12 protein-coding genes are annotated in these 19,435 nt (G+C 71.1%); 7 read left to right on the top strand and 5 right to left on the bottom strand.

Annotated elements, in window-relative coordinates:
- Positions 1-75 precede the first annotated feature (75 nt).
- The 4 genes from ACZ6RC_RS11625 to ACZ6RC_RS11610 all read right to left on the bottom strand — a co-directional run bounded on the left by ACZ6RC_RS11625 (position 76) and on the right by ACZ6RC_RS11610 (position 5,324).
- A complete protein-coding gene (locus ACZ6RC_RS11625; RefSeq protein ID WP_469581306.1) occupies positions 76-1,827 on the bottom strand; it encodes a glycoside hydrolase family 35 protein in 1,752 nt (583 codons plus the stop codon).
- 115 nt (positions 1,828-1,942) lie between these two features.
- Complete coding sequence (locus tag ACZ6RC_RS11620) at positions 1,943-3,280, bottom strand: ABC transporter substrate-binding protein (RefSeq protein ID WP_469581303.1); 1,338 nt, start codon at positions 3,278-3,280, stop codon at positions 1,943-1,945.
- Positions 3,281-3,410: 130 nt separating this feature from the next.
- Positions 3,411-4,394, bottom strand: a complete 984-nt coding sequence (locus tag ACZ6RC_RS11615; RefSeq protein WP_469581301.1) for a carbohydrate ABC transporter permease — start codon at positions 4,392-4,394, stop codon at positions 3,411-3,413.
- 3 nt (positions 4,395-4,397) lie between these two features.
- Positions 4,398-5,324, bottom strand: a complete 927-nt coding sequence (locus tag ACZ6RC_RS11610; protein WP_469581299.1) for a carbohydrate ABC transporter permease — start codon at positions 5,322-5,324, stop codon at positions 4,398-4,400.
- 295 nt (positions 5,325-5,619) lie between these two features.
- On the opposite strand from ACZ6RC_RS11610, the gene ACZ6RC_RS11605 reads away from it, so the two are divergent.
- Positions 5,620-6,618, top strand: coding sequence for a LacI family DNA-binding transcriptional regulator (locus ACZ6RC_RS11605; protein ID WP_469581296.1), 999 nt, complete (start codon positions 5,620-5,622; stop codon positions 6,616-6,618).
- Between the two features lie 60 nt (positions 6,619-6,678).
- Here the strand turns inward: ACZ6RC_RS11605 and ACZ6RC_RS11600 are convergent, their stop codons facing one another.
- Positions 6,679-7,674, bottom strand: a complete 996-nt coding sequence (locus tag ACZ6RC_RS11600; protein ID WP_469581293.1) for a LacI family DNA-binding transcriptional regulator — start codon at positions 7,672-7,674, stop codon at positions 6,679-6,681.
- 484 nt (positions 7,675-8,158) lie between these two features.
- On the opposite strand from ACZ6RC_RS11600, the gene ACZ6RC_RS11595 reads away from it, so the two are divergent.
- The 6 genes from ACZ6RC_RS11595 (at position 8,159) to ACZ6RC_RS11570 (ending at position 19,402) form a co-directional block, all read left to right on the top strand.
- Positions 8,159-9,598, top strand: coding sequence for an RICIN domain-containing protein (locus ACZ6RC_RS11595; RefSeq protein WP_469581290.1), 1,440 nt, complete (start codon positions 8,159-8,161; stop codon positions 9,596-9,598).
- 253 nt (positions 9,599-9,851) lie between these two features.
- Positions 9,852-12,290 carry an RICIN domain-containing protein gene (locus ACZ6RC_RS11590; protein WP_469581287.1) on the top strand — a complete coding sequence of 813 codons (2,439 nt, stop codon included), beginning with the start codon at positions 9,852-9,854 and terminating at the stop codon, positions 12,288-12,290.
- Between the two features lie 153 nt (positions 12,291-12,443).
- Positions 12,444-13,238 (top strand): DeoR/GlpR family DNA-binding transcription regulator, encoded by a 795-nt coding sequence (locus ACZ6RC_RS11585; RefSeq protein WP_469581284.1) that lies wholly within the window; start codon positions 12,444-12,446, stop codon positions 13,236-13,238.
- 204 nt (positions 13,239-13,442) lie between these two features.
- Positions 13,443-16,214, top strand: coding sequence for a SpoIIE family protein phosphatase (locus ACZ6RC_RS11580; RefSeq protein ID WP_469581281.1), 2,772 nt, complete (start codon positions 13,443-13,445; stop codon positions 16,212-16,214).
- A 148-nt stretch (positions 16,215-16,362) separates the two neighbouring features.
- Complete coding sequence (locus tag ACZ6RC_RS11575) at positions 16,363-17,490, top strand: ABC transporter substrate-binding protein (protein WP_469582800.1); 1,128 nt, start codon at positions 16,363-16,365, stop codon at positions 17,488-17,490.
- A 460-nt stretch (positions 17,491-17,950) separates the two neighbouring features.
- Positions 17,951-19,402 carry an RICIN domain-containing protein gene (locus ACZ6RC_RS11570; RefSeq protein ID WP_469581278.1) on the top strand — a complete coding sequence of 484 codons (1,452 nt, stop codon included), beginning with the start codon at positions 17,951-17,953 and terminating at the stop codon, positions 19,400-19,402.
- The last annotated feature ends 33 nt before the right edge of the window (positions 19,403-19,435 follow it).

Below are 19,435 nucleotides of genomic sequence, written 5' to 3'. Positions count from 1 at the left end.
GGAGGCCCTCGCGTCCACACGGGCGGCCCGGGCCGGGGCGTACGCCGGTTCCGTGCCCCGGCTCATGCGCCGCGTCTACTCCTCGGTGGGGCCCAGGTTCGCCGTCTCGCGGAAGTCGACGGTACGGGCCCGGTGCCCGGCGTGGAGTTCCAGGACGACGATCTCGTTCGTCCCGGCACGCAGGACGGGCGCGGGGACGTACAGCGAGCGCTGCGGGCCCCGGGACCAATAGCGGCCGAGCGCGAAGCCGTTGACCCAGGCGTTGCCCTTGGTCCAGCCGTCGAGGTGCAGGAAGGTGTCGGCCGCCTCCGCGATGTCGAACGTGCCGCGGTGGAAGGCCGGTCCGACGGGCGACGCCGTCGTCGTGGCGAAGGGGACGTCCTCCAGCACGGTGAGCGGGAGCGGACGATTCGTCCAGTCCAGGAGCTCGGCCCCGTCGAGGAGCACCGCGCCGAGCAGCCCCTTGCGGTCGTGGATCCCCTGGCCGTAGTTCACCCGGCCCTGGTTCTCCACCAGGATCGAGAGGACGCTGCCGGCCCGGGGGACCGTGAAGGCCAGGGCGTGCTCGTGGCTCTCCCGCTCCAGGACGCCCACCGGCTGACCGTCCACGAAGACCTGGGCGCGGTCGTGCACCCGGTCGACCTCGAGCAGGGCCGGACCGCGCAGCGGCAGGGTGGTCTCGTACAGGACGAAGCCGAAGTCCTGCTCCAGCTCCTCCATGGTCAGCGGCCGGCGGGAGGCGATCCCCGTCGCGAGAGCGGCCGCGTGCGGCAGCAGCTCGGCGCTCTCCGTCAACGCCACCGAGGGAACGGACAGTTTGGCGCCGGGGGAGGGGACGGGTCCGCTCGGTACCGGCGCGTACGTGGCGATGACGTCGCGGAAGGCGGTGTACTTCGCCGTCGGGTCCCCGGCCTCGTCGAGCGGGGAGTCGTAGTCGTAGGAAGTGATGGTGGGCCGGTAGGTGTGCTTGTCGTTGGCGCCGTTGGTGAAGCCGAAGTTGGTGCCGCCGTGGAACATGTAGAAGTTGACCGAGGCGCCGGTGGCGAGGAGTTCGTCCAGCTCGCACGCGGCCTGCTCCGGCTCCCGTACGACGTGGTGCGCGCCCCAGCGGTCGAACCAGCCGATCCAGAACTCCGTCGTCATCAGCGGCCCGTCGGGGCGCTCCGCGCGCAGGGCGGCCAGGTGGTGGGCCGAACGGCTGCCGAAGTTGGCGGTGGCGAGGACTCCGGGCAGGGAGCCCCGCTCCAGGTCGACCGGCTGGTCGCAGGTGAAGAGGGGGACGTCCACTCCGCAGCGGCGCAGGGAGTCGGCGATGTGCTCCAGATACGCGGTGTCGTCGCCGTACGCCCCGTACTCGTTCTCCACCTGGACGGCGAGGACCGGGCCGCCCTGGGAGGCGAGGTGGGGCCGGAGCGGGGTGAGGAGGCGGGTGAAGTAGTCGTCCACCGCCGCCAGGAACCGCGGATCGCGGGAGCGCAGCCGTATGTCCGGTTCCGCGAGCAGCCAGGAGGGCAGGCCGCCGCCCTCCCACTCGGCGCAGATGTACGGGCCGGGGCGGAGGATGACGTACAGCCCCTCCTCGTCCGCGAGTTCGATGAACCGGGCCAGGTCGAGCCCGCCGTCGAGGACGAAGCGGTCGGGCCGGGGCTGGTGGAGGTTCCACGGCACGTACGTCTCGACCGTGTTGAGCCCCATGAGCCGCGCCTTGCGCAGCCGGTCCCGCCACTGGTCCGGGTGGACCCGGAAGTAGTGCAGCCCGCCGGACAGGAACCGGAAGGGTTGACCGTCGAGCAGGAATCCGGCCTTGTCTGTCTGGAGAACGGGCATGCGCTGCTTGCTCCTGTACGTGAGGGTGGTGCGGATAGAGGCATCGCCACCCCCGTATGTTTGCGCAAACATACGGGGGAGGGCAAGCCCTTGCTGCGGAAGCCGGCGGGTACGGCTACTTGTTGACGCTGAAGCCCTGGTCGTTGCCGTACTTGACGGTGGTCTCCTGCCAGGTCTTCAGGCCGTCGGAGAGCTGCGTCGAGGAGACGTACGCCTTGCCCACGGTGTCGTTGAAGACCGAGTTGGCGTACACCTGGAAGGGCAGGTACGACCAGTCGGTGGCGACGTTGCGGGCCGACTCGGCGAAGACCTGGTTCGCCTTCTGGCCGCCGAAGTAGGGGAACGGGGTGTCGAGGAACGCCTTCGACTCGAGGTCGGCGCGGGTGGCGGGGAAGGCCCCCGCGGCCACGCGGGAGGTCGCCCCGGCGCCGGTGGTGGCGAACTCGGCGAAGGCGTAGGCCAGTTCCTTGTTCTTGGCGACCTTCGGGATGGCGAGGGAGCTGCCGCCGTTCTCGGCGCTCGCCTTGTCGCCCTTGGTCCACTGCGGCAGCGGTGCCACCCGCCAGTCGCCGGAGGCGGACGGGACGCCGGAGGTGAAGTTGGCGGGCATCCAGGCGCCGATGGAGAGGGTGGCGATGGAGCCGTCGGCCAGACCCTTGTACCAGGCGTCGCTCCAGGAGGCGACGGGCGCGACGAGCTTCTCGTCGAGGAGCTTCTGCCAGGTCTCCGTGTATGTGCGGGAGCCCTTGTCGGTGAAGTCGACGGTGACCTTCGTACCGTCCGTCTTGTAGGGGCGGCCGCCCGCCTGCCAGATGAGGCTGGTCGTGGCGCCGGCGTCGCCGAGGTCGTTGGTGATGAAGAGCTCGGGGTCCGCCTTGTGCAGGGACCGGGCCGCCTCCACGTACTCGTCCCAGGTGGCGGGCACCTTGATGCCGTGCTTGTCGAAGACCTTCTTGTTGTAGAAGAAGGCCATGGGGCCGGAGTCCATCGGCAGGGCGTGGATGGCCTTGCCGTCGGCGACCGCGTTCCACGGGCCGGGGGTGAAGGTGCTGCCGAACTTCTCGGCGCCGTAGTCGGCGAGGTTCTCGACGGAGCCGCCGATCGCGAACTGGCCGAGGGCGTAGTACTCGACCTGGGCCACGTCCGGAGCGCCGGAGCCGGCCGCCATCGCGTTCTGCAGGGCGGTGTACTGCTTCTCGTTGGTACCGGCGTTGACCAGCTCGACGTCGACCTTCGGGTACTTCTTCTCGAAGTCCTCCGCCACCTTCTTGAGCGTGGGCTCCCAGGCCCACACGGTGACCTTGCCCCCCTTCTCGAGCGCGGCCTTGACGTCCTTCGGGCCGTCCGCCCCGCCGCCGTCCGAGGAGCCGGAGCCGCAGGCCGTGGCGGTCAGTGTGAGCGTGGCGAGTACGGCGAGGGCGCCGATCAGTCTGCGGGAGGTGTGCGTTCGCATGGGAGGTGCTCCTGGTGGGTGGTGCGGGTGGGGAGGGACTTCCGGAGGAGGAGGTACGGATCGGATGGTGCGGATCGCGTCGTACGGATCGGATGGTGCGCATCGGGTGGTGCGGATCAGGGGTGGGCGGTCATTCCTTGACGCTGCCCGCGGCCAGGCCGGACTGCCAGTACCGCTGCAGCAGCAGGAACACGGCCACGATGGGGACGATCGTCAGCAGCGAACCGGTGACGATCAGGTCGAAGACCGCCTCGCCGCCGGCCGTCTGCGCCTGCGCGTTCCAGGCGTTGAGGCCGAGGGTGAGGGGGTACCAGTCGGGGTCCTTGATCATGATCAGCGGCAGGAAGTAGTTGTTCCACGTCGCGACCATCGAGAACAGCAGCACGGTGACGGTGCCCGGCATGAGCAGCGGCAGCGCGATCCGGAAGAAGGTGCGCAGCTCGCCGGACCCGTCGATCCGCGCGGCCTCCAGCAGCTCGGTGGGGACCGCCTCGGAGGCGAAGACCCACATCAGGTAGAGCCCGAAGGGGGAGATGAGGGACGGGATAATGATGGCCCACGGGGTGTTCGTCAATCCCATGTTGCTGAACATCAGGAAGGTCGGGACCGCCAGGGCGGTGCCAGGCACGGCCACGGCGCCGATGACGACCGCGAAGACCGCCTTGCGGCCGGGGAAGTCGTACTTCGCCAGGGCGTAGCCGCCCAGGACGGCGAGGACCGTGGCGCCGCCCGCGCCGGCGGCGACGTACAGCAGCGTGTTGAGCAGCCAGCGGACGAAGACGCCGTCGTCGTAGGTGAGCGTCCGGGTGATGTTGTCCCACAGGTTGAGGTCCTCGGCGAACCAGAGCCCGAAGGAGTCGAGGAGTCCCCGCTGGCTCTTGGTGGCGTTGATGACCAGCCAGGCCAGGGGGAGCAGGGTGTAGACGAGGACCAGGCCGGTGACGAGGGTCAGCGGGATGCTGGGGCGGGGGTGGAGTGGGGTGTGCGGGAGCCGCTTGCGGCGGCCGGCGCCGGTGGTGCGCGCGCCGCGCGTGGCGGCCGGGGCGCCGGTGGTGCGCGGCTGCGTGGGAGGCGTGGTGGGCTCGGCGGCCGCGGTGGTCAGGGGGGTGGTCATGGCTCAGCCCTTCCGCATGCCGCGCAGCTGCACCGCGTAGGCGATGATCGCGGTGATCACGCCCATCACGATCGCCACGGTCGCCGCGTAGTTGTGCTGCTGGCCCGCGAAGGACAGCGAGTACGTGTAGAGGTTCGGGGTGAAGTCGCTGGTGATCGCGTTCGGGGCGAGCTTCTGCAGGATGCTCGGTTCGTTGAAGAGCTGGAAGCTGCCGATGATCGAGAAGATCGTGGCGATGACCAGCGCGCTGCGGATGGCCGGGAGCTTGACGGAGAGCACGATCCGCCACTCCCCGGCGCCGTCGATCGCCGCCGCCTCGTAGAGCGAGCGGGGCACGACCTTGAGGGCGGAGTAGAAGATGAGCATGTTGTAACCGACGAACTCCCAGGTGACGATGTTGCCGATCGAGGCGAGGACCAGCGAGGGGGAGAGCGGATCGGGCAGGGTGACCCCGAGGGCGTCGTTGACGTTGCCGACGAGGCCGAACCGGCTGCCGTACATGAAGCCCCAGATGAGGCTGGCGACGACGGCGGGCACGGCGTAGGGGAGGAAGATCGAGACGCGGAAGAACGTCTTTCCGTAGAGCCGGCCGCTGTCGATCGCGAGGGCGACCAGCAGCGCGATGCCGAGCATGACCGGCACCTGGATCAGCAGGAACAGGCCGACCCTCACCAGGCCGTCCCAGAAACGGGGATCCGTGAGGGCCTCGCCGTAGTTGTCGAGACCGACGAAGGAGGTGCCGCCGATGAGCCGGTCCTGGAAGAGGCTCAGGTACACGGCGTACCCGATCGGTGCGAGGAAGACGAGGCCGAAGACCGCGACGAACGGGCCGGCGAATCCCCAGCCCACGAGGGCCTCTTTGCGGAGGCGGAAGCGTGCTCGTGGGCTGGGCGGTGGTGCTGCCGTAGCGCGCGTCGACAGGAGCGTCATGGCTGGGGTCCTTGCGTCGGTGACCGAACGGTCCGGAGACGGGGAGCGAGGTAGGGGCAGGGGACCGGCCCGGAGGCCTGAGGCCGAAAACCGGCTCTGGGAGAAGGCTGGCCGACGAGAAATGTTTACGTAATCATCGGTAGCGTGATGGTGACATTCCCGGTGGGGGGCGTCAAGCACGAAGTGACGGCGAATGAAAGGGATTCGGGTGACGGAACAGCACACGACCGGTCGGTCGGCGGTGACCGCGGACGGCGGCCGACGGGGGGAGAGGGGCAGGCCACGACGTGTGTCCATGGCGGACGTCGCCCGGCTGGCCGGGGTCTCCTCGCAGACGGTATCGCGTGTCTCCAACGGCGATGCGGCCGTCGTCGAGACCACCCGCCGGAAGGTCCTCGACGCGATGAAGGAGCTGGGGTACCGTCCCAACAGCGCGGCTCGCGCCCTCAAGCGGGGTGAGTTTCGAGCCATCGGGGTCATCACCATGGGACTCACCAGCACGGGCAACGTCCGGACCCTGGACGCCCTGGCGAACGCGGCATCCCGCGCGGGCTACGCGGTCACCCTCATCCCGCTCGACGCGCCCACGCAGGACAATGTCAAGGGGGCGTTCACCCGCCTCGACGAGCTGGCGGTCGACGCCGTCGTCCTGATCATGGAGGTCCATCTGCTGGACACCGCGGCCCTCACCCTGCCGCCGCACGTCAAGGTGGTCGTGGTGGACTCCGACGCCACGGGCCGCTTCCCGGTGGTGGACACCGACCAGCGCCAGGGCACCCGCCAGGCGGTGCGGCACCTGCTCGGCCTCGGCCACGGCACGGTGTGGCACCTCGCGGGACCCGAGGAGTCCTTCGCCGCGGGCCGACGGGCCGCCGCGTGGGAGGAGTTGCTGCGCGAGGAGGGGCGGGCGGTGCCTCCGCTCCTGCGCGGGGACTGGACCCCCGCATCCGGTTACGAAGCGGGCCTGCGGCTCGCCGCCGAGGCCGACTGCACGGCGGTGTTCGCGGCCAACGACCAGATGGCCCTCGGCGTGCTGCGGGCGCTGCACGAGCGCGGCGTACGCGTCCCCGAGGACGTCAGCGTCGTCGGTTTCGACGACATCCCCGAGGCGGCCTCCTTCATCCCGCCGCTCACGACGGTCCGGCAGGACTTCGCCCAGGTCGGCGAGTGGTGCGTCGAGGCCGTCCTGCGGGAGCTGGCCGGCGAAGAGGTGTCGGGCGTACGGCTCGTCCCGACCGCCCTGGTGGAACGCGCGAGCACCGCCGCGCCCGCTCCGGGCGGACGGGGGCGCTGACGGGGGAGGGGCGCGTCGGGAGTCGGAAAGGGAGAGGCGAGGGGCGTGGGGTCCGGCGGCTCAGGTCCCGTCGCCCGCGCGCGGCGGGGCCGTGCTCGAGCGCACCACGAGGACGGGTTCCACCGCCCTGCGCCGTGGACCGTCCGTCCGGCCCTCGATCTGGTCGAGCAGGAGCGAGACGCAGTGCTTGCCGACCACCTCGAAGTCCTGGTGCACGGTCGTCAGCGGAGGGTGGAGGTACGCCGCCTCGGCGATGTCGTCGAAGCCCGCCACGCTCACGTCCCCCGGCACGCTCAGCCCCGACTCGTGCAGGGCGCGCATCAGCCCCATCGCCATCTGGTCGTTGGCGGCGAAGACGGCCGTGACGTCCTGCCGGCGGGCGATGTCGAGGCCGGCGCGGTAGCCCGACCTCGCCGACCAGTCGCCGTGGACCACCGGCGGCACGGGCGCGCCCGCGTCGGTCAGGGTCCGGCGCCAGGACTCGGCGCGCCGGCGGGCGGCGAAGGAGTCGTGCGGGCCGGCGAGGTGCCAGACCGTGCGGTGGCCCAGGGAGAGCAGATGGGACACCACGCTGTGGGCGCCGTGGGCCTGGTCGAAGTCGACGTTGGGGTACCGGTGTCCGGTGTCGCCGTCGGCGACGACCACGGGCATGGACGGCGGCAGCCGTAGCGAGGGGGTGTCGAGCATCTGCGACTCGACCAGCACGATGCCGTCGACGGACTGCAGCATCAGATGCTGGAAGGCGTGCCGGACGGCGGCCTCGGTCTGGGCCCGTACCCCCATGAAGTTCACGGAGAAGTCGGCTTCGCGGGCGGCGTCGGCGATCGCGCCGAGCGTCCGGGCGTTGCCGTGCGCGCCCACGTCGAAGCTGACCACGCCCAGCGCCCCGAACCGGCCCGTGACGAGGGCCCGGGCCGCCGTGTTGGGGCGGTAGCCGAGCGCCTGCATGGCCGAGAGCACCTTCTCGCGGGTGGCGGCGTCGACGTTCTGCCGGTTGTTCGCCACCCGGGACACCGTCTGCGAGGAGACGCCCGCCATCGTGGCGACGTCCGCCATGGACGGCCACTGCCGAGCCGGCCGTGAGCGTGGCGACCGTGTCCTGTTCTCCGTCGCCATACGCACGACCTTCCCTCGGAGCGCTACCGAAGGCCGACCGCGCGCCGGCGGGCAGCCGTATGCATGTTGGCGCAAACATACCGTTCGGTCAAACCGCGACGGATCTTGTCCTACTCCTTGACAGCCTCTTTCGCCCCTCCCAAACTCTCCTCCCAAGCGCTCGTGTTAACGCGAACATCGAGGGCCGACACCTCCTTGTCACACGGTCGTCACCTCCGGTCAGCGGCGCCGGACCCCACCCGGCGCGTCGCCCTCCGCATGCCCTGCGGTTCTCACGAGTGCCCGCTTCACCCCGTACCAGCGCACGATCCCCGCGCGACTTCCCCCGTTCCGCAGGCTCCCCGTGCCGCATCGTCGGCGCGCTTCCGCCTGCCCATCCGCCACGTCAGTCACTCCACCCCCTCCAGCCACGAGGTACGCGATCATGCGACGCACACCCTCGGGGACGGCCACCGTGCTCACCGCGCTCTGTGCCGTACTCCTGTCCCTCCTCGGTGCCGTCGGCACCGCGCACGCCGCGACAGTGACCGTCACCAACGCCACCCAGTTCACCGACCCGGCGGGCAACCCCGTCCACGCCCACGGCGGCGGGGTCCTCAAGGTCGGCACGTACTACTACTGGTTCGGCGAGAACCGGAACGCCGACAACAGCTTCCGGTACGTCTCCGCCTACCGCTCCACCGACCTGAAGACCTGGGAGTTCCGCAACCACGTCCTCGAGCAGAGCAGCGATCCCGAGCTCCAGGGCGCCAACATCGAGCGGCCCAAGGTCATCTACAACGCCTCGACCGGCCAGTTCGTGATGTGGATGCACAAGGAGGGCAGCGCCACCGACTACTCCGAGGCGCGCGCCGCGGTCGCGGTCTCCTCGACCGTCGACGGTGACTACTCCTGGCGCGGCAGCTTCCGGCCGCTCGGCCACATGTCCCGTGACATCACCACGTTCGTCGACACCGACGGCACCGGCTACATGATCTCCGCCGCCAACGAGAACGCCGACCTGCACGTTTACCGCCTCACCCCCGACTACACCGCCGTCGCCGCGCAGGTGCAGAAGCTCTGGTCGGGCCAGTGGCGGGAGGCCCCCGCGATGTTCAAGCGCAACGGCGTCTACTTCCTGCTCACCTCCGGTGCCACCGGCTGGGCGCCCAACCAGCAGAAGTACGCCACCGCCTCCAGTGTCACCGGCACCTGGACGGGCCTGAAGGACATCGGCGACGGGTACACCTACGGCTCGCAGACCGCGTACGTCCTTCCGGTGCAGGGCACCCACGGGACCGACTACCTCTACATGGGCGACCGCTGGGGCAACTCCATCGGCGGCATGGTCAACGACTCGCAGTACGTCTGGCTGCCGCTGACGTTCCCCACCAGCACGACCATGACCATGGACTACCACCCGCAGATCACCGTCGACACGGCGACCGGAGCGGTGCGGGGTCTCGGCACCTGGGAGACGCTGACCGCCTCGCACAGCGGCAAGTGCGCCGACGTCCCCGGCTACTCGACCGCCGAGGGTGCCGCCCTCATCCAGTGGGGCTGCGGCACACGGGCCGTCAACCAGCAGTTCTGGTTCAAGGCCGCCGGCAACGGCCGGGTGCAGATCGTGGCCCGGTACAGCGGCAAGTGCCTCGCCGCGCAGAACGGGTCCACCGCCGACGGCGCCGCGATCGCGCAGTACCCCTGCGACGGAACGGCCGCCCAGCAGTGGAGCGTCACCGGGTCCGGATCCACCGTGCAGCTGGTCGCCGCGAGCGGCAAGTGCCTGGACGTCACCAACCAGTCCACCGGAGACGGCACGCCGCTCGTGCAGTGGAGCTGCAACGGCGGCGCCAACCAGAAGTGGCTCCGCACGGCTGCCTGACAGCCGCCCGGACCGCACCGGGCAGGCCCCGCGCCCCGCGCGCCGGGGCCTGCCCCACCCACGAGCCTCCGCCCCCGCCCGGCCGCCCACCGGCAGCCGCCCGCGTCGGGGCCTGCCCCACCCACGAGCCCCCGCCCGGCCGCCTAACCGGCAGCCGCCCGCGTCGGGGCCTGCCCCACCCACGAGCCCCCGCCCGGCCGCCTAACCGGCAGCCGCCCGTCCCACCGACGCCCCACGAGCAGGGAGACCCACCATGCGCTCCACCCGTGAACGACCCGCCCCGACCCGAACGCGCGGCGGCGCGGTACGCAGGAGCGGCACCGTCCTCGGAACCGCCGCCGTGGCCGCGCTCCTCGCCACCGGCCTGACGCCCGTGACCTCCGCGGCGGCCGAGGGCCCCGTCCAGGCCGTGACCGTACGCCCCGACCCCAGCTACCAGCAGCAGCCGTTCGAGGGGTGGGGCACCGCGCTGGCGTGGTTCGCCAACGTCACCGGAGGCTGGCCGGACGCCCAGCGCAACCGGCTCGCCGACGACCTCTACGGCGCCGATGGCCTCGGCCTCACCGTCGCCCGTTACAACATCGGCGGCGGCGACAGCCCCGAGACCGCCCCCTATCTGCGGGCCGGCGCCGCCGTCCCCGGCTACTGGAACCGGCCAGGACCCGAGTCCCCCGACTGGTGGGACCCGGCGAACCCCACCCACTGGAACGCCGGCGCCGATGCCAACCAGCGCTGGTGGCTCACCGCCGCCAAGGCCCGCGGCGCCGACACCTTCGAGGCCTTCTCCAACTCCGCGCCCTACTTCATGACGAACAGCGGTCTCGTCTCCGGCGCCCACAACGGGGCGCACGACAACCTGCGCTCCGACCAGTACGACCGGTTCGCCGCGTATCTCTCCGGTTCGCTCCAGCGCGTGCAGAGCTCGACCGGCGTCACCTTCGACTCCCTCTCGCCGGTCAACGAACCCGGCACCGACTACTGGCACGCCGGCGGCCGGCAGGAGGGCTCCCACTGGGACCCCGCCTCGCAGGCCCGCATGATCACCACCCTGCGGGCCAAGCTCGACGCGGACGGCATCACCACGCCCATCGCCGCCATGGACGAGACCAACCCGAATGTCTTCCGCGCCAACTGGGACTCTTACGACGCCTCCGTGAGGGCCTCGATCGGCCGGCTCAACACCCACACGTACGGAACCGGCGGCCGCACCGGAGCCCGTGACATCGCCAAGGGCGCGGCCACCCCGCTGTGGATGTCGGAGGTGGACCTCGGCGGCAGCGTCCCCCAGAGCTTCACCGACATCAGCCCCGCCCTCGACCTGACCCAGCGCATCAACGAGGACTTCCGGGAGCTGGAGCCGCGCGCCTGGGTGCTGTGGCAGGCCGTCGAGGACTACGAGAACATGACCCCCGGCCGCGAGAACTCCAACTGGGGCCTCATCCAGACCGACTTCACCCCGGAGGACGCGGCCACCGAGCCGCTGCGCAAGAACAAGAAGTACTGGGCGATGGCGAACTACACCCGGTTCATCCGCCCGGGCGCCCGCATCATCAACACCGACAACGCCGACACCCTCGCCGCCCTGCGGCCGGCCGGCCAGGGCGCGGTCGTCGTCCACACCAACCCCACCGGCGAGCCGCAGCGAATCACCCTGAACCTCGCCGGGTTCCAGAACGTCGGCACCGGCGCCGTCCAGCGCTACACCACCGACGGCACCAAGAACCTCCAGCGCGAGAGCGACGTCACCCCCGCGGGCCGGACGCTCACCACCACCGTCGGCGCCGGCTCCGTCACCACGTTCGTCCTCCCCGGCGCGACGGGCGTGAACCTCGCCGGCGTGACCGCCCCCACCGGCGCCGCCCGGCAGATCCTCAACGACAACAGCGGCAAGGCCCTGACCGTCGCCACCGCCAACGGCCAGACCTCCCTGGTCCAGCGCACCTCCGACCCGGCCGGCCCGGCGCAGCAGTGGAAGTTCACCAAGCTCGCCTCCCACGACTGGAACAACACCGCGGCCTACCGCGTGACGAGCGTCTCCCACGGCAAGGCCCTCGCCGCGCAGGGGAACGCCCTCACGCTGGTGAACTCCGGCACCTCAGCCGACCAGAAGTGGCTGCTCTCCACCACCGGTGAGGGGCACTACACCCTGGTCAACAGCGCCACCGGCACCCTCCTCGACGTCGGCGGCGAGTCCACGAGCGACGGCGCGGCCGTCGGCGTCTACCGTCCCACGACCGGATCCAACCAGTCCTGGACATTCCGCTCGGTGGCGGCCGACAGCTGGACGCCCCTGCGCATGCGCCACAGCGGCAAGTGCCTGGACGTGACCGGCGCTTCCCCGGCGGACGGCGCCCAGGTGGTGCAGTACGGCTGCGGGGGAGCGACCCACCAGCAGTGGTCCATGCGCCCGACGGGCGGTGGTTACGTCACCATCGTCGCCCGCCACAGCGGCAAGTGCCTCGACGTCACCAACGCCTCCACCGAGGACGGCGCGATCGCCTTCCAGTACGCCTGCAACGGCGGCCCCAACCAGGAGTGGTCGGCGCACAAGTCCTCCGACGGTTTCGTCACCCTGCTGGCCCGCCACAGCGGAAAGTGCCTGGATGTGAGCGGTGTCTCCACGGCGGACGGCGCCGAGGTCGTCCAGTACGCCTGCGGCACGGCGGCCAACCAGCAGCTCACCACCTCCTGACCGGACGCGTCTCCGGAGGGCCGGTGAGGCCCTCCGGATCAGGCCGTTTCCCACGGGCGGGAATGTATTCTGTTCGAATGTGATGACTTCGGTGGACCTCGCGTCGACCGGTTCCCACACACCACGCACGGACGAGACGGGGACGGGGAGCGGATGCTGGCACCGCAGCGGCGAGCGCTGATCCTCGACCTCGTGCGCCGCGAGGGGGCGGTCCGGGTGGCCCACCTCGTCGATCAGCTCGGGGTCTCCGACATGACCGTCCGGCGGGACCTGGACGCGCTGGCCCGGGCCGGCTCCCTGGAGAAGGTGCACGGCGGAGCCGTCGCCACCTCCGCCACCACCTCCGAGGAACCCGGCTTCGAGGCCAAGGCCAAGCTCGAGTCGACGGCCAAGGCCGCGGTCGCCACGGCGGCCGCGGAGCTGGTCAAGCCCGGCAGCGTCGTCGCCGTCTCCGGCGGTACGACCTCCTACGCCGTGGCCTCCCGGCTCCGCGACACCCCCGGCCTCACCGTCGTCACCAACTCCCTCCCCGTCGCCGAGCTGCTCCGCGGCTACGCCCAGGAGCCCGGCGCGTCCGCCCCCGCGGTGCTCCTGACCGGCGGAGCCCCCACGCGGTCGGCCTCGCTGGTCGGCCCCCTGGCCGACCAGGCGATCCGCTCCCTGCAGGTGGACCTGCTGATCATCGGCGCCCACGGCGTGTCCGAGCGGGCCGGCGTCACCTCCCCGAACCTCGCCGAGGCGCAGACCAACCGCGCGCTGATCGCCTCCGCGACGCGGGTCGCCGTGGTCGCGGACCACAGCAAGTGGGGCGTGGTGGGGCTGAGCCGCTTCGCCACGCTCTCGGAGATCGACTACTTCGTCTCGGACGACGCGCTGGACGAGGACGCCCGGACGGTGCTGGGTCACGAGGTCGGCCGACTGATCCTGGCCGACACCACCCACGCCTGACCCCCGCCGCTACCCCGGCCCACCGCTGTCCCGGGCCCGCGCCCCCGGTCCACCACTGCCCCCGGTCCCCTGCTGTCCCCGGGCCCGCACCCTCCCCCCGGCCCCCGTTCCGCCTCCTCTCGTCCCGGCCGGCGCCCCGCTGCGTGCCGCCCCGCCCGGCGCCGTCCTTGCCAGGCACTCATCACAACGGGTCAAATATGGGACATGAGCGGAGAAACCGGCGAAGAGTCGGGTGAACGACGCGCGACCCCTCTCAGCGGCCCGCAACGCATCCGGGCCTGGCTGACCACGCGCAGCGTCGCCCGCGAGGTCTTCCTGCTCCAGCTGGCACTCGTCGTCCTCCTCGTCGCGGCCGCCGTGGCGGCCATCGTCGTCCAGGCCCAGCGCGACACCATGAACGACGCCCGGCACCGAACCGTCGCCGCCGCCCAGTCCTTCGCGCACGCCCCGGGCCTCGTACAGGCCCTGGAGAGCCCCGACCCCACGGCCGTCCTCCAGCCGCTGGCCGAAGGCGCCCGCAAGGCATCCGGCATCGACGCCCTGATCGTGTACAAGCTCGACGGCATCACCCTCACCCACAGCGACCCGGGCCAGCTGGGCAAGCACGTCATCGGCCCGTACGCCGAGGCGGCCGAGGGCCGGCCCTTCACCCGGACCTTCCAGGGCGCCCTCGGCCTCTCCGTCATCTCGGCGGCCCCGGTCAGGGACGCCCAGGGCCAGGTGGTCGCCATCGTCTCCGCCGCCGTGACCGTCGAGAAGGTCCAGGACTCGGTGGACCAGCAGCTGCCCGTCTTCCTGGGCAGCGCGGCGGCCGCCCTCCTCCTCGTCGCCGTCGGCACCGGCCTGGTCAGCCGCCGGCTGCGCCGCCAGACCCACGGCCTCGGCCCCGCCGAGATGACCCGGATGTACGAACACCACGACGCGGTCCTGCACGCCGTCCGCGAGGGCGTGCTCATCACCGGGCGGGACCGCCGGCTGCTGCTCGTCAACGACGAGGCGCGCCGCCTGCTCGACCTGCCGGCGGACGCCGAAGGCCGCCGCGTCACCGACCTCGGTCTGGATCCCTCCCTCACCTCTCTCCTGACCTCGGAGCGGATCGCGACCGACGAGGTGCACCCGGCGGCCGACCGCCTGCTCGCCCTCAACAAACGCCTCACCCCTCCCCTCGGAGGCCGGCACGGCAGCGTCGTCACCCTCCGGGACACCACCGAGCTGCGCGCGCTCTCGGGCCGGGCCGAGGTGGCGCGCGAGCGGCTGCGGCTCCTCTACGACGCCGGTGTGCGCATCGGTACCACCCTGGACGTCGTACGGACCGCGGAGGAACTGGCGGAGGTGGCGGCCCCGCGCTTCGCGGACGTCGTCACGGTCGAACTCCTCGACCCCGTCCTGCGCGGCGAGGAGCCGGCCGGGGCGAGCACCGAAATGCGCCGCACGGCCATCGCGGGCCTCGCCGAGGACCACCCCCTGTACCCCGCGGGCGAGCTGATCCGCTTTGTTCCCGGCACGCCGGTGGACACCAGCGTCAACGAGGGCCGCTCCGTGGTGGTGACCGACCTCGCCGCCTCGTCCGGATGGCGCGCCCAGGACGAGGAACGTGCCCGGCGCATCCTGCACTACGGCATCCACTCCCTGGCCGTCGTACCCCTGCGCGCCCGGGGAGTCGTCTTGGGCGTGGCGAACTTCTGGCGCGCCGACGCCTCCGCGCCGTTCACCGACGAGGACCTGTCCTTCGCCGAGGAGCTGGCGAGCCGGGCCGCGGTCTCCATCGACAACGCCCGCCGCTACACCCGCGAGCACACCATGGCCGTCACCCTGCAGCGCAGCCTGATGCCGCGCGCCCTCCCCGACGACGAGGCGCTGGAGGTGGCCTCGCGCTATCTGCCCGCCGAGTCCGGCGTGGGCGGAGACTGGTTCGACGTGATCCCGCTGCCCGGCGCCCGGGTGGCGCTGGTCGTCGGCGACGTCGTCGGCCACGGCCTGCACGCGGCCGCCACCATGGGCCGGCTGCGCATCGCCGTCCATAACTTCTCCGCCCTCGACCTCTCCCCGGACGAACTGATCGGCCACCTGGACGAGCTGGTCGCCCTCATCGACGTCCAGGACGAGGAGTCGGCGGACGAAGCGGAGATGATCACCGGCGCCACCTGTCTGTGCGTCGTCTACGACTCCGTCTCCGGAGCGGTGAGCGTGGCCTCGGCCGGCCACCTGCCGCCGGCGGTCGTCCGGCCCGACGGAACCGTGGAGTTCCTGCGGGCCCCGGTCGCCCCGCCGCTCGGCCTGGGCGCCGGCATGCCCGTGGAGACGACCGAGGCGACCCTGCCCGAGGGCTCCCGGCTCGTGCTCTACACCAACGGCCTGCTCGAGGACCGCGACCGCGACCTCGACCTCGACCAGAGCCTGGACGCCCTTCGCGAGGCCCTCACCGGGCCCGAGCGCACCCCGGAGGAGACCTGCGCCGCCGTCATCGACACGCTGCTGCCCGCCGGATCCGGCGACGACGTCGCCCTCCTCGTGGCGCGCACCCGGCGGCTGGACCCCGCCAAGGTCGCCGAGTGGGACGTGGCGCGCGACCCCGCGGCCGTCGGGCCGGTCCGCAACGCGTGCGCCCGCAAGCTGGCCGAGTGGGGCTTGGAGGACATCGCCTTCGGCACCGAACTGATCCTCAGCGAACTGATCACCAACGCCGTCCGCTACGGCATCGAGCCGATCCACGTGCGGCTCCTCCACAGCCGCACCCTGATCTGCGAGGTCTCCGACGGAAGCAGCACCTCGCCCCACATCCGGCGCGCGAGCGACACCGACGAGGGCGGCCGCGGCCTCTTCCTCGTCGCCCAGTACGCGGAGAAGTGGGGCACCCGCTACTCCCCGCGCGGCAAGACCATCTGGGCCTCGCAGGCGACCGGCCCCGGCGCGGGTCCCGACCCCGACCGGCTGGGGGAGATGCTGCTCAGCCAGTGGGACGACGTGGAGCTCTGAGACACCGAGGGGAGATGGGATTCATCCGGAAATGCCGGTGGTGTCCGAGTAGGCTGGTGCACACCCTCACCCTGGGGGAAGCGGACCGGCCCTGCCCTCCCGGATCCCTGCCGGCCCTTGAGGAGGCGTCGTGGTCGGACCTCCCCGGATGCGCCCGATCGCCCTCCTCGGCTGCCTCTGCGTCATGGCGCTCGGCCTCGGCGCCTGCGTGGAGGACGAACAGCCCGTGCGGACGGTGGCCCCCGCCGTGGCCCGCTCCGCAGAAGAGGCCGGCGGCATGGACGCGCTGGTCAGAGCGGCGAAGAAGGAGGGCACGCTCCACACGACCACCCTGCTGCGCCACTGGGCGAACTACGGCGGGCTGATGGACGGTTTCCAGAAGAAGTACGGAATCAAGATCGTCAACAGCAACCCGTTCGGCAACAGCCAGCAAGAGATCGACGACATGAAGCGCAGCCGCGGCAAGCCGACCGCCCCCGACGTCCTCGACCTCGGTGACGCCTTCGCCCAGTCGGCAACCCGCCAGGGCCTGCTGTCGGTCTATCGCGTGACCGAATGGAACGCCATCGCGGCGAACCAGAAGGCCCCGGACGGCACCTGGTTCAACAGCTACGGCGGTTACGTCTCCATCGGCTGCGACCAGACCCGCGTCAAGGTCTGCCCCGTCTCCTTCGCCGACCTGCTCGAACCCGCGTACGCCGGCATGGTGGCGCTGAACGGCAACCCGACCACGGCCGGATCCGCCTTCGCCGGCGTGTACGCGGCCGCCCTCGCCAACGGCGGCTCGTTCGACGACATCCAGCCCGGCATCGACTTCTTCGCGGAGCTCGACGAGGTCGGCAACTACAACCGCGGCAACCCCAACCCGGCGGCGATCGCCCGGGGTGAGACCCCGATCAGCATCGAGTGGGACTTCCTGAACCTTCGGCACGTCGACGAGCTGCGCGGTACCGACGTGAACTGGAAGGTGTCCATCCCCTTCGACGGCAGCTTCTCGCAGTACTACGCCCAGGCGGTCAACAAGTTCGCCCCGCACCCCGCCGCCGCCCGCCTCTGGCTGGAGTACCTCGCCAGTACGGAGGGGCAGAACCTGCGGCTGGCCGGTGACGCCCGCCCCGTGCTGATGGACGTCATGGCCAAGGACGGCACCCTCGACAAGGCGATGGCCTCGCACCTGCCGACGGTCGAGGGGACCCCGACCTTCCCCGACGACGCCCAGCTGGCCAAGGCGCTGCGCGTGGTGCGGGAGAACTGGGCCCGCTACATGGACGGTTGAGCCCATTTTTCGGACGCGGTGACAGCCGGGGCACGGCATCGTCCGGGAGGTGAAAGGCGGGCCTTGACCATGGATTGTCAGGCCGCCGTCACCTGAACCAGCGGTAACGCCGACCGCTCCGGCCGCGGCGGGAACAGCACGGCCGCCCCCGTGCGGGAGGGGGCGTGACACGTCTCTTGACACGCTCCCGCGGGGCTTTCAGACTCTCTCCCAACACCCCGAGTTAACGTAAACATGGAGGGGCGACACGCAGCCGTAACACGGCGGCCACCTCCCCTCCGCGCCACGGGCCGCGATGCCCGACCGCACACACCCCGCCACACAGGCCCGGTCGGCCGGCGCCTTCGCGTACCGCCGCTGCCGTACGCACTCCTCACCCCACCCCGCACGGACACGTCCGGCGCGCGCCGCGAGCGCACGACCGGATGTGCCGGTTCCGCACAGCAAGAGGTAAGTGACCATGTCGCGTAGAAGACCCGGGGCATCGGCGATCGTCGCCGCTCTGTCCGCTCTCCTCCTGTCCCTCCTGGGCGCCGTCGGCACCGCCCACGCGGCCCCGGTGAGCGTGAACAACGCCACCCAGTTCACCGACCCGGCGGGCAACCCCGTCCACGCCCATGGCGGCGGCGTCGTCAAGGTCGACCAGTACTACTACTGGTTCGGCGAGAACCGGAACGCCGACAACAGCTTCCGCTACGTCTCCGCGTACCGCTCCACCGACCTGAAGACCTGGGAGTTCCGCAACCACGTCCTCACCCAGGCGACCGACCCGGAACTGGCGGGCGCCAACATCGAGCGGCCCAAGGTCGTCTACAACGAGACCACCGGCCAGTTCGTGATGTGGATGCACAAGGAGGGCAGCGCCACCGACTACAGCGAGGCGCGCGCCGCCGTGGCCGTGTCGGACACCGTCGACGGCGACTACTCCTGGCGCGGCAGCTTCCGCCCGCTCGGCCACATGTCCCGTGACATCACCACGTTCGTCGACACCGACGGCACCGGCTACATGATCTCCGCCGCCAACGAGAACGCCGACCTCCACGTCTACCGCCTCACCGCCGACTACACCGGCATCGACACCCAGGTGAAGAAGCTCTGGGCCGGTCAGTCGCGCGAGGCTCCGGCGATGTTCAAGCGCAACGGCGTCTACTTCCTGCTCACCTCCGGTGCCACCGGTTGGGCGCCCAACCAGCAGAAGTACGCCACCGCCTCCAGCATCACCGGAGCGTGGAGCGGCCTGAAGGACATCGGCAACTCCACGACCTACCGCAGCCAGACCGCGTACGTCCTTCCGGTGCAGGGCACCAAGGGGACCGGTTACCTCTACATGGGCGACCGCTGGGGCAACTCCATGGGCGGTATGGTCCAGGACTCGCAGTACGTCTGGCTCCCGCTGACGTTCCCGACCAAGACCACTATGACCATGGAGTACTCGCCCAGGATCACGATCGACACCGCGGCCGGCAAGGTGAGCGGAATGAACGTGATCTGGGAGACCCTGTCGGTCCGCAGCAGCGGCAAGTGCGCGGACGTCTCCGGCTTCGACTCCGCGGACGGCGCGCGGATCGTCCAGTGGGGCTGCGGCGGAGACATCAACCAGCAGTACCAGTTCAAGAACGTCGGCACCAGCGGATACGTCCAGATCATCGCGCGCAACAGCGGCAAGTGCCTGGAGGTGAGCGGCGCGGCCACCGCGGACGGTGCCCTCGTCGTCCAGAAGACCTGCGGCAGCGCGAAGAACCAGCACTGGAAGATCGAGGCGAGCGGCGACGCCGGGCACGTCCAGCTCGCCGCCCGGCACAGCGGCAAGTGCCTGGACGTCGCGAACTACTCGTACGCCGACGGCGCCGAGCTCGACCAGTGGACCTGCAACGGCGGGCAGAACCAGCAGTGGGAGCGCACCCTCGTCTGACGGGACCGATCCTCAGGAACGCCTCTCCACCCC

It is taken from the genome of Streptomyces sp. NPDC048353, assembly GCF_055587165.1.
The sequence above is the reverse complement of the archived record's forward strand: the minus strand, read 5'-3'. Positions and strand labels throughout refer to the sequence as shown.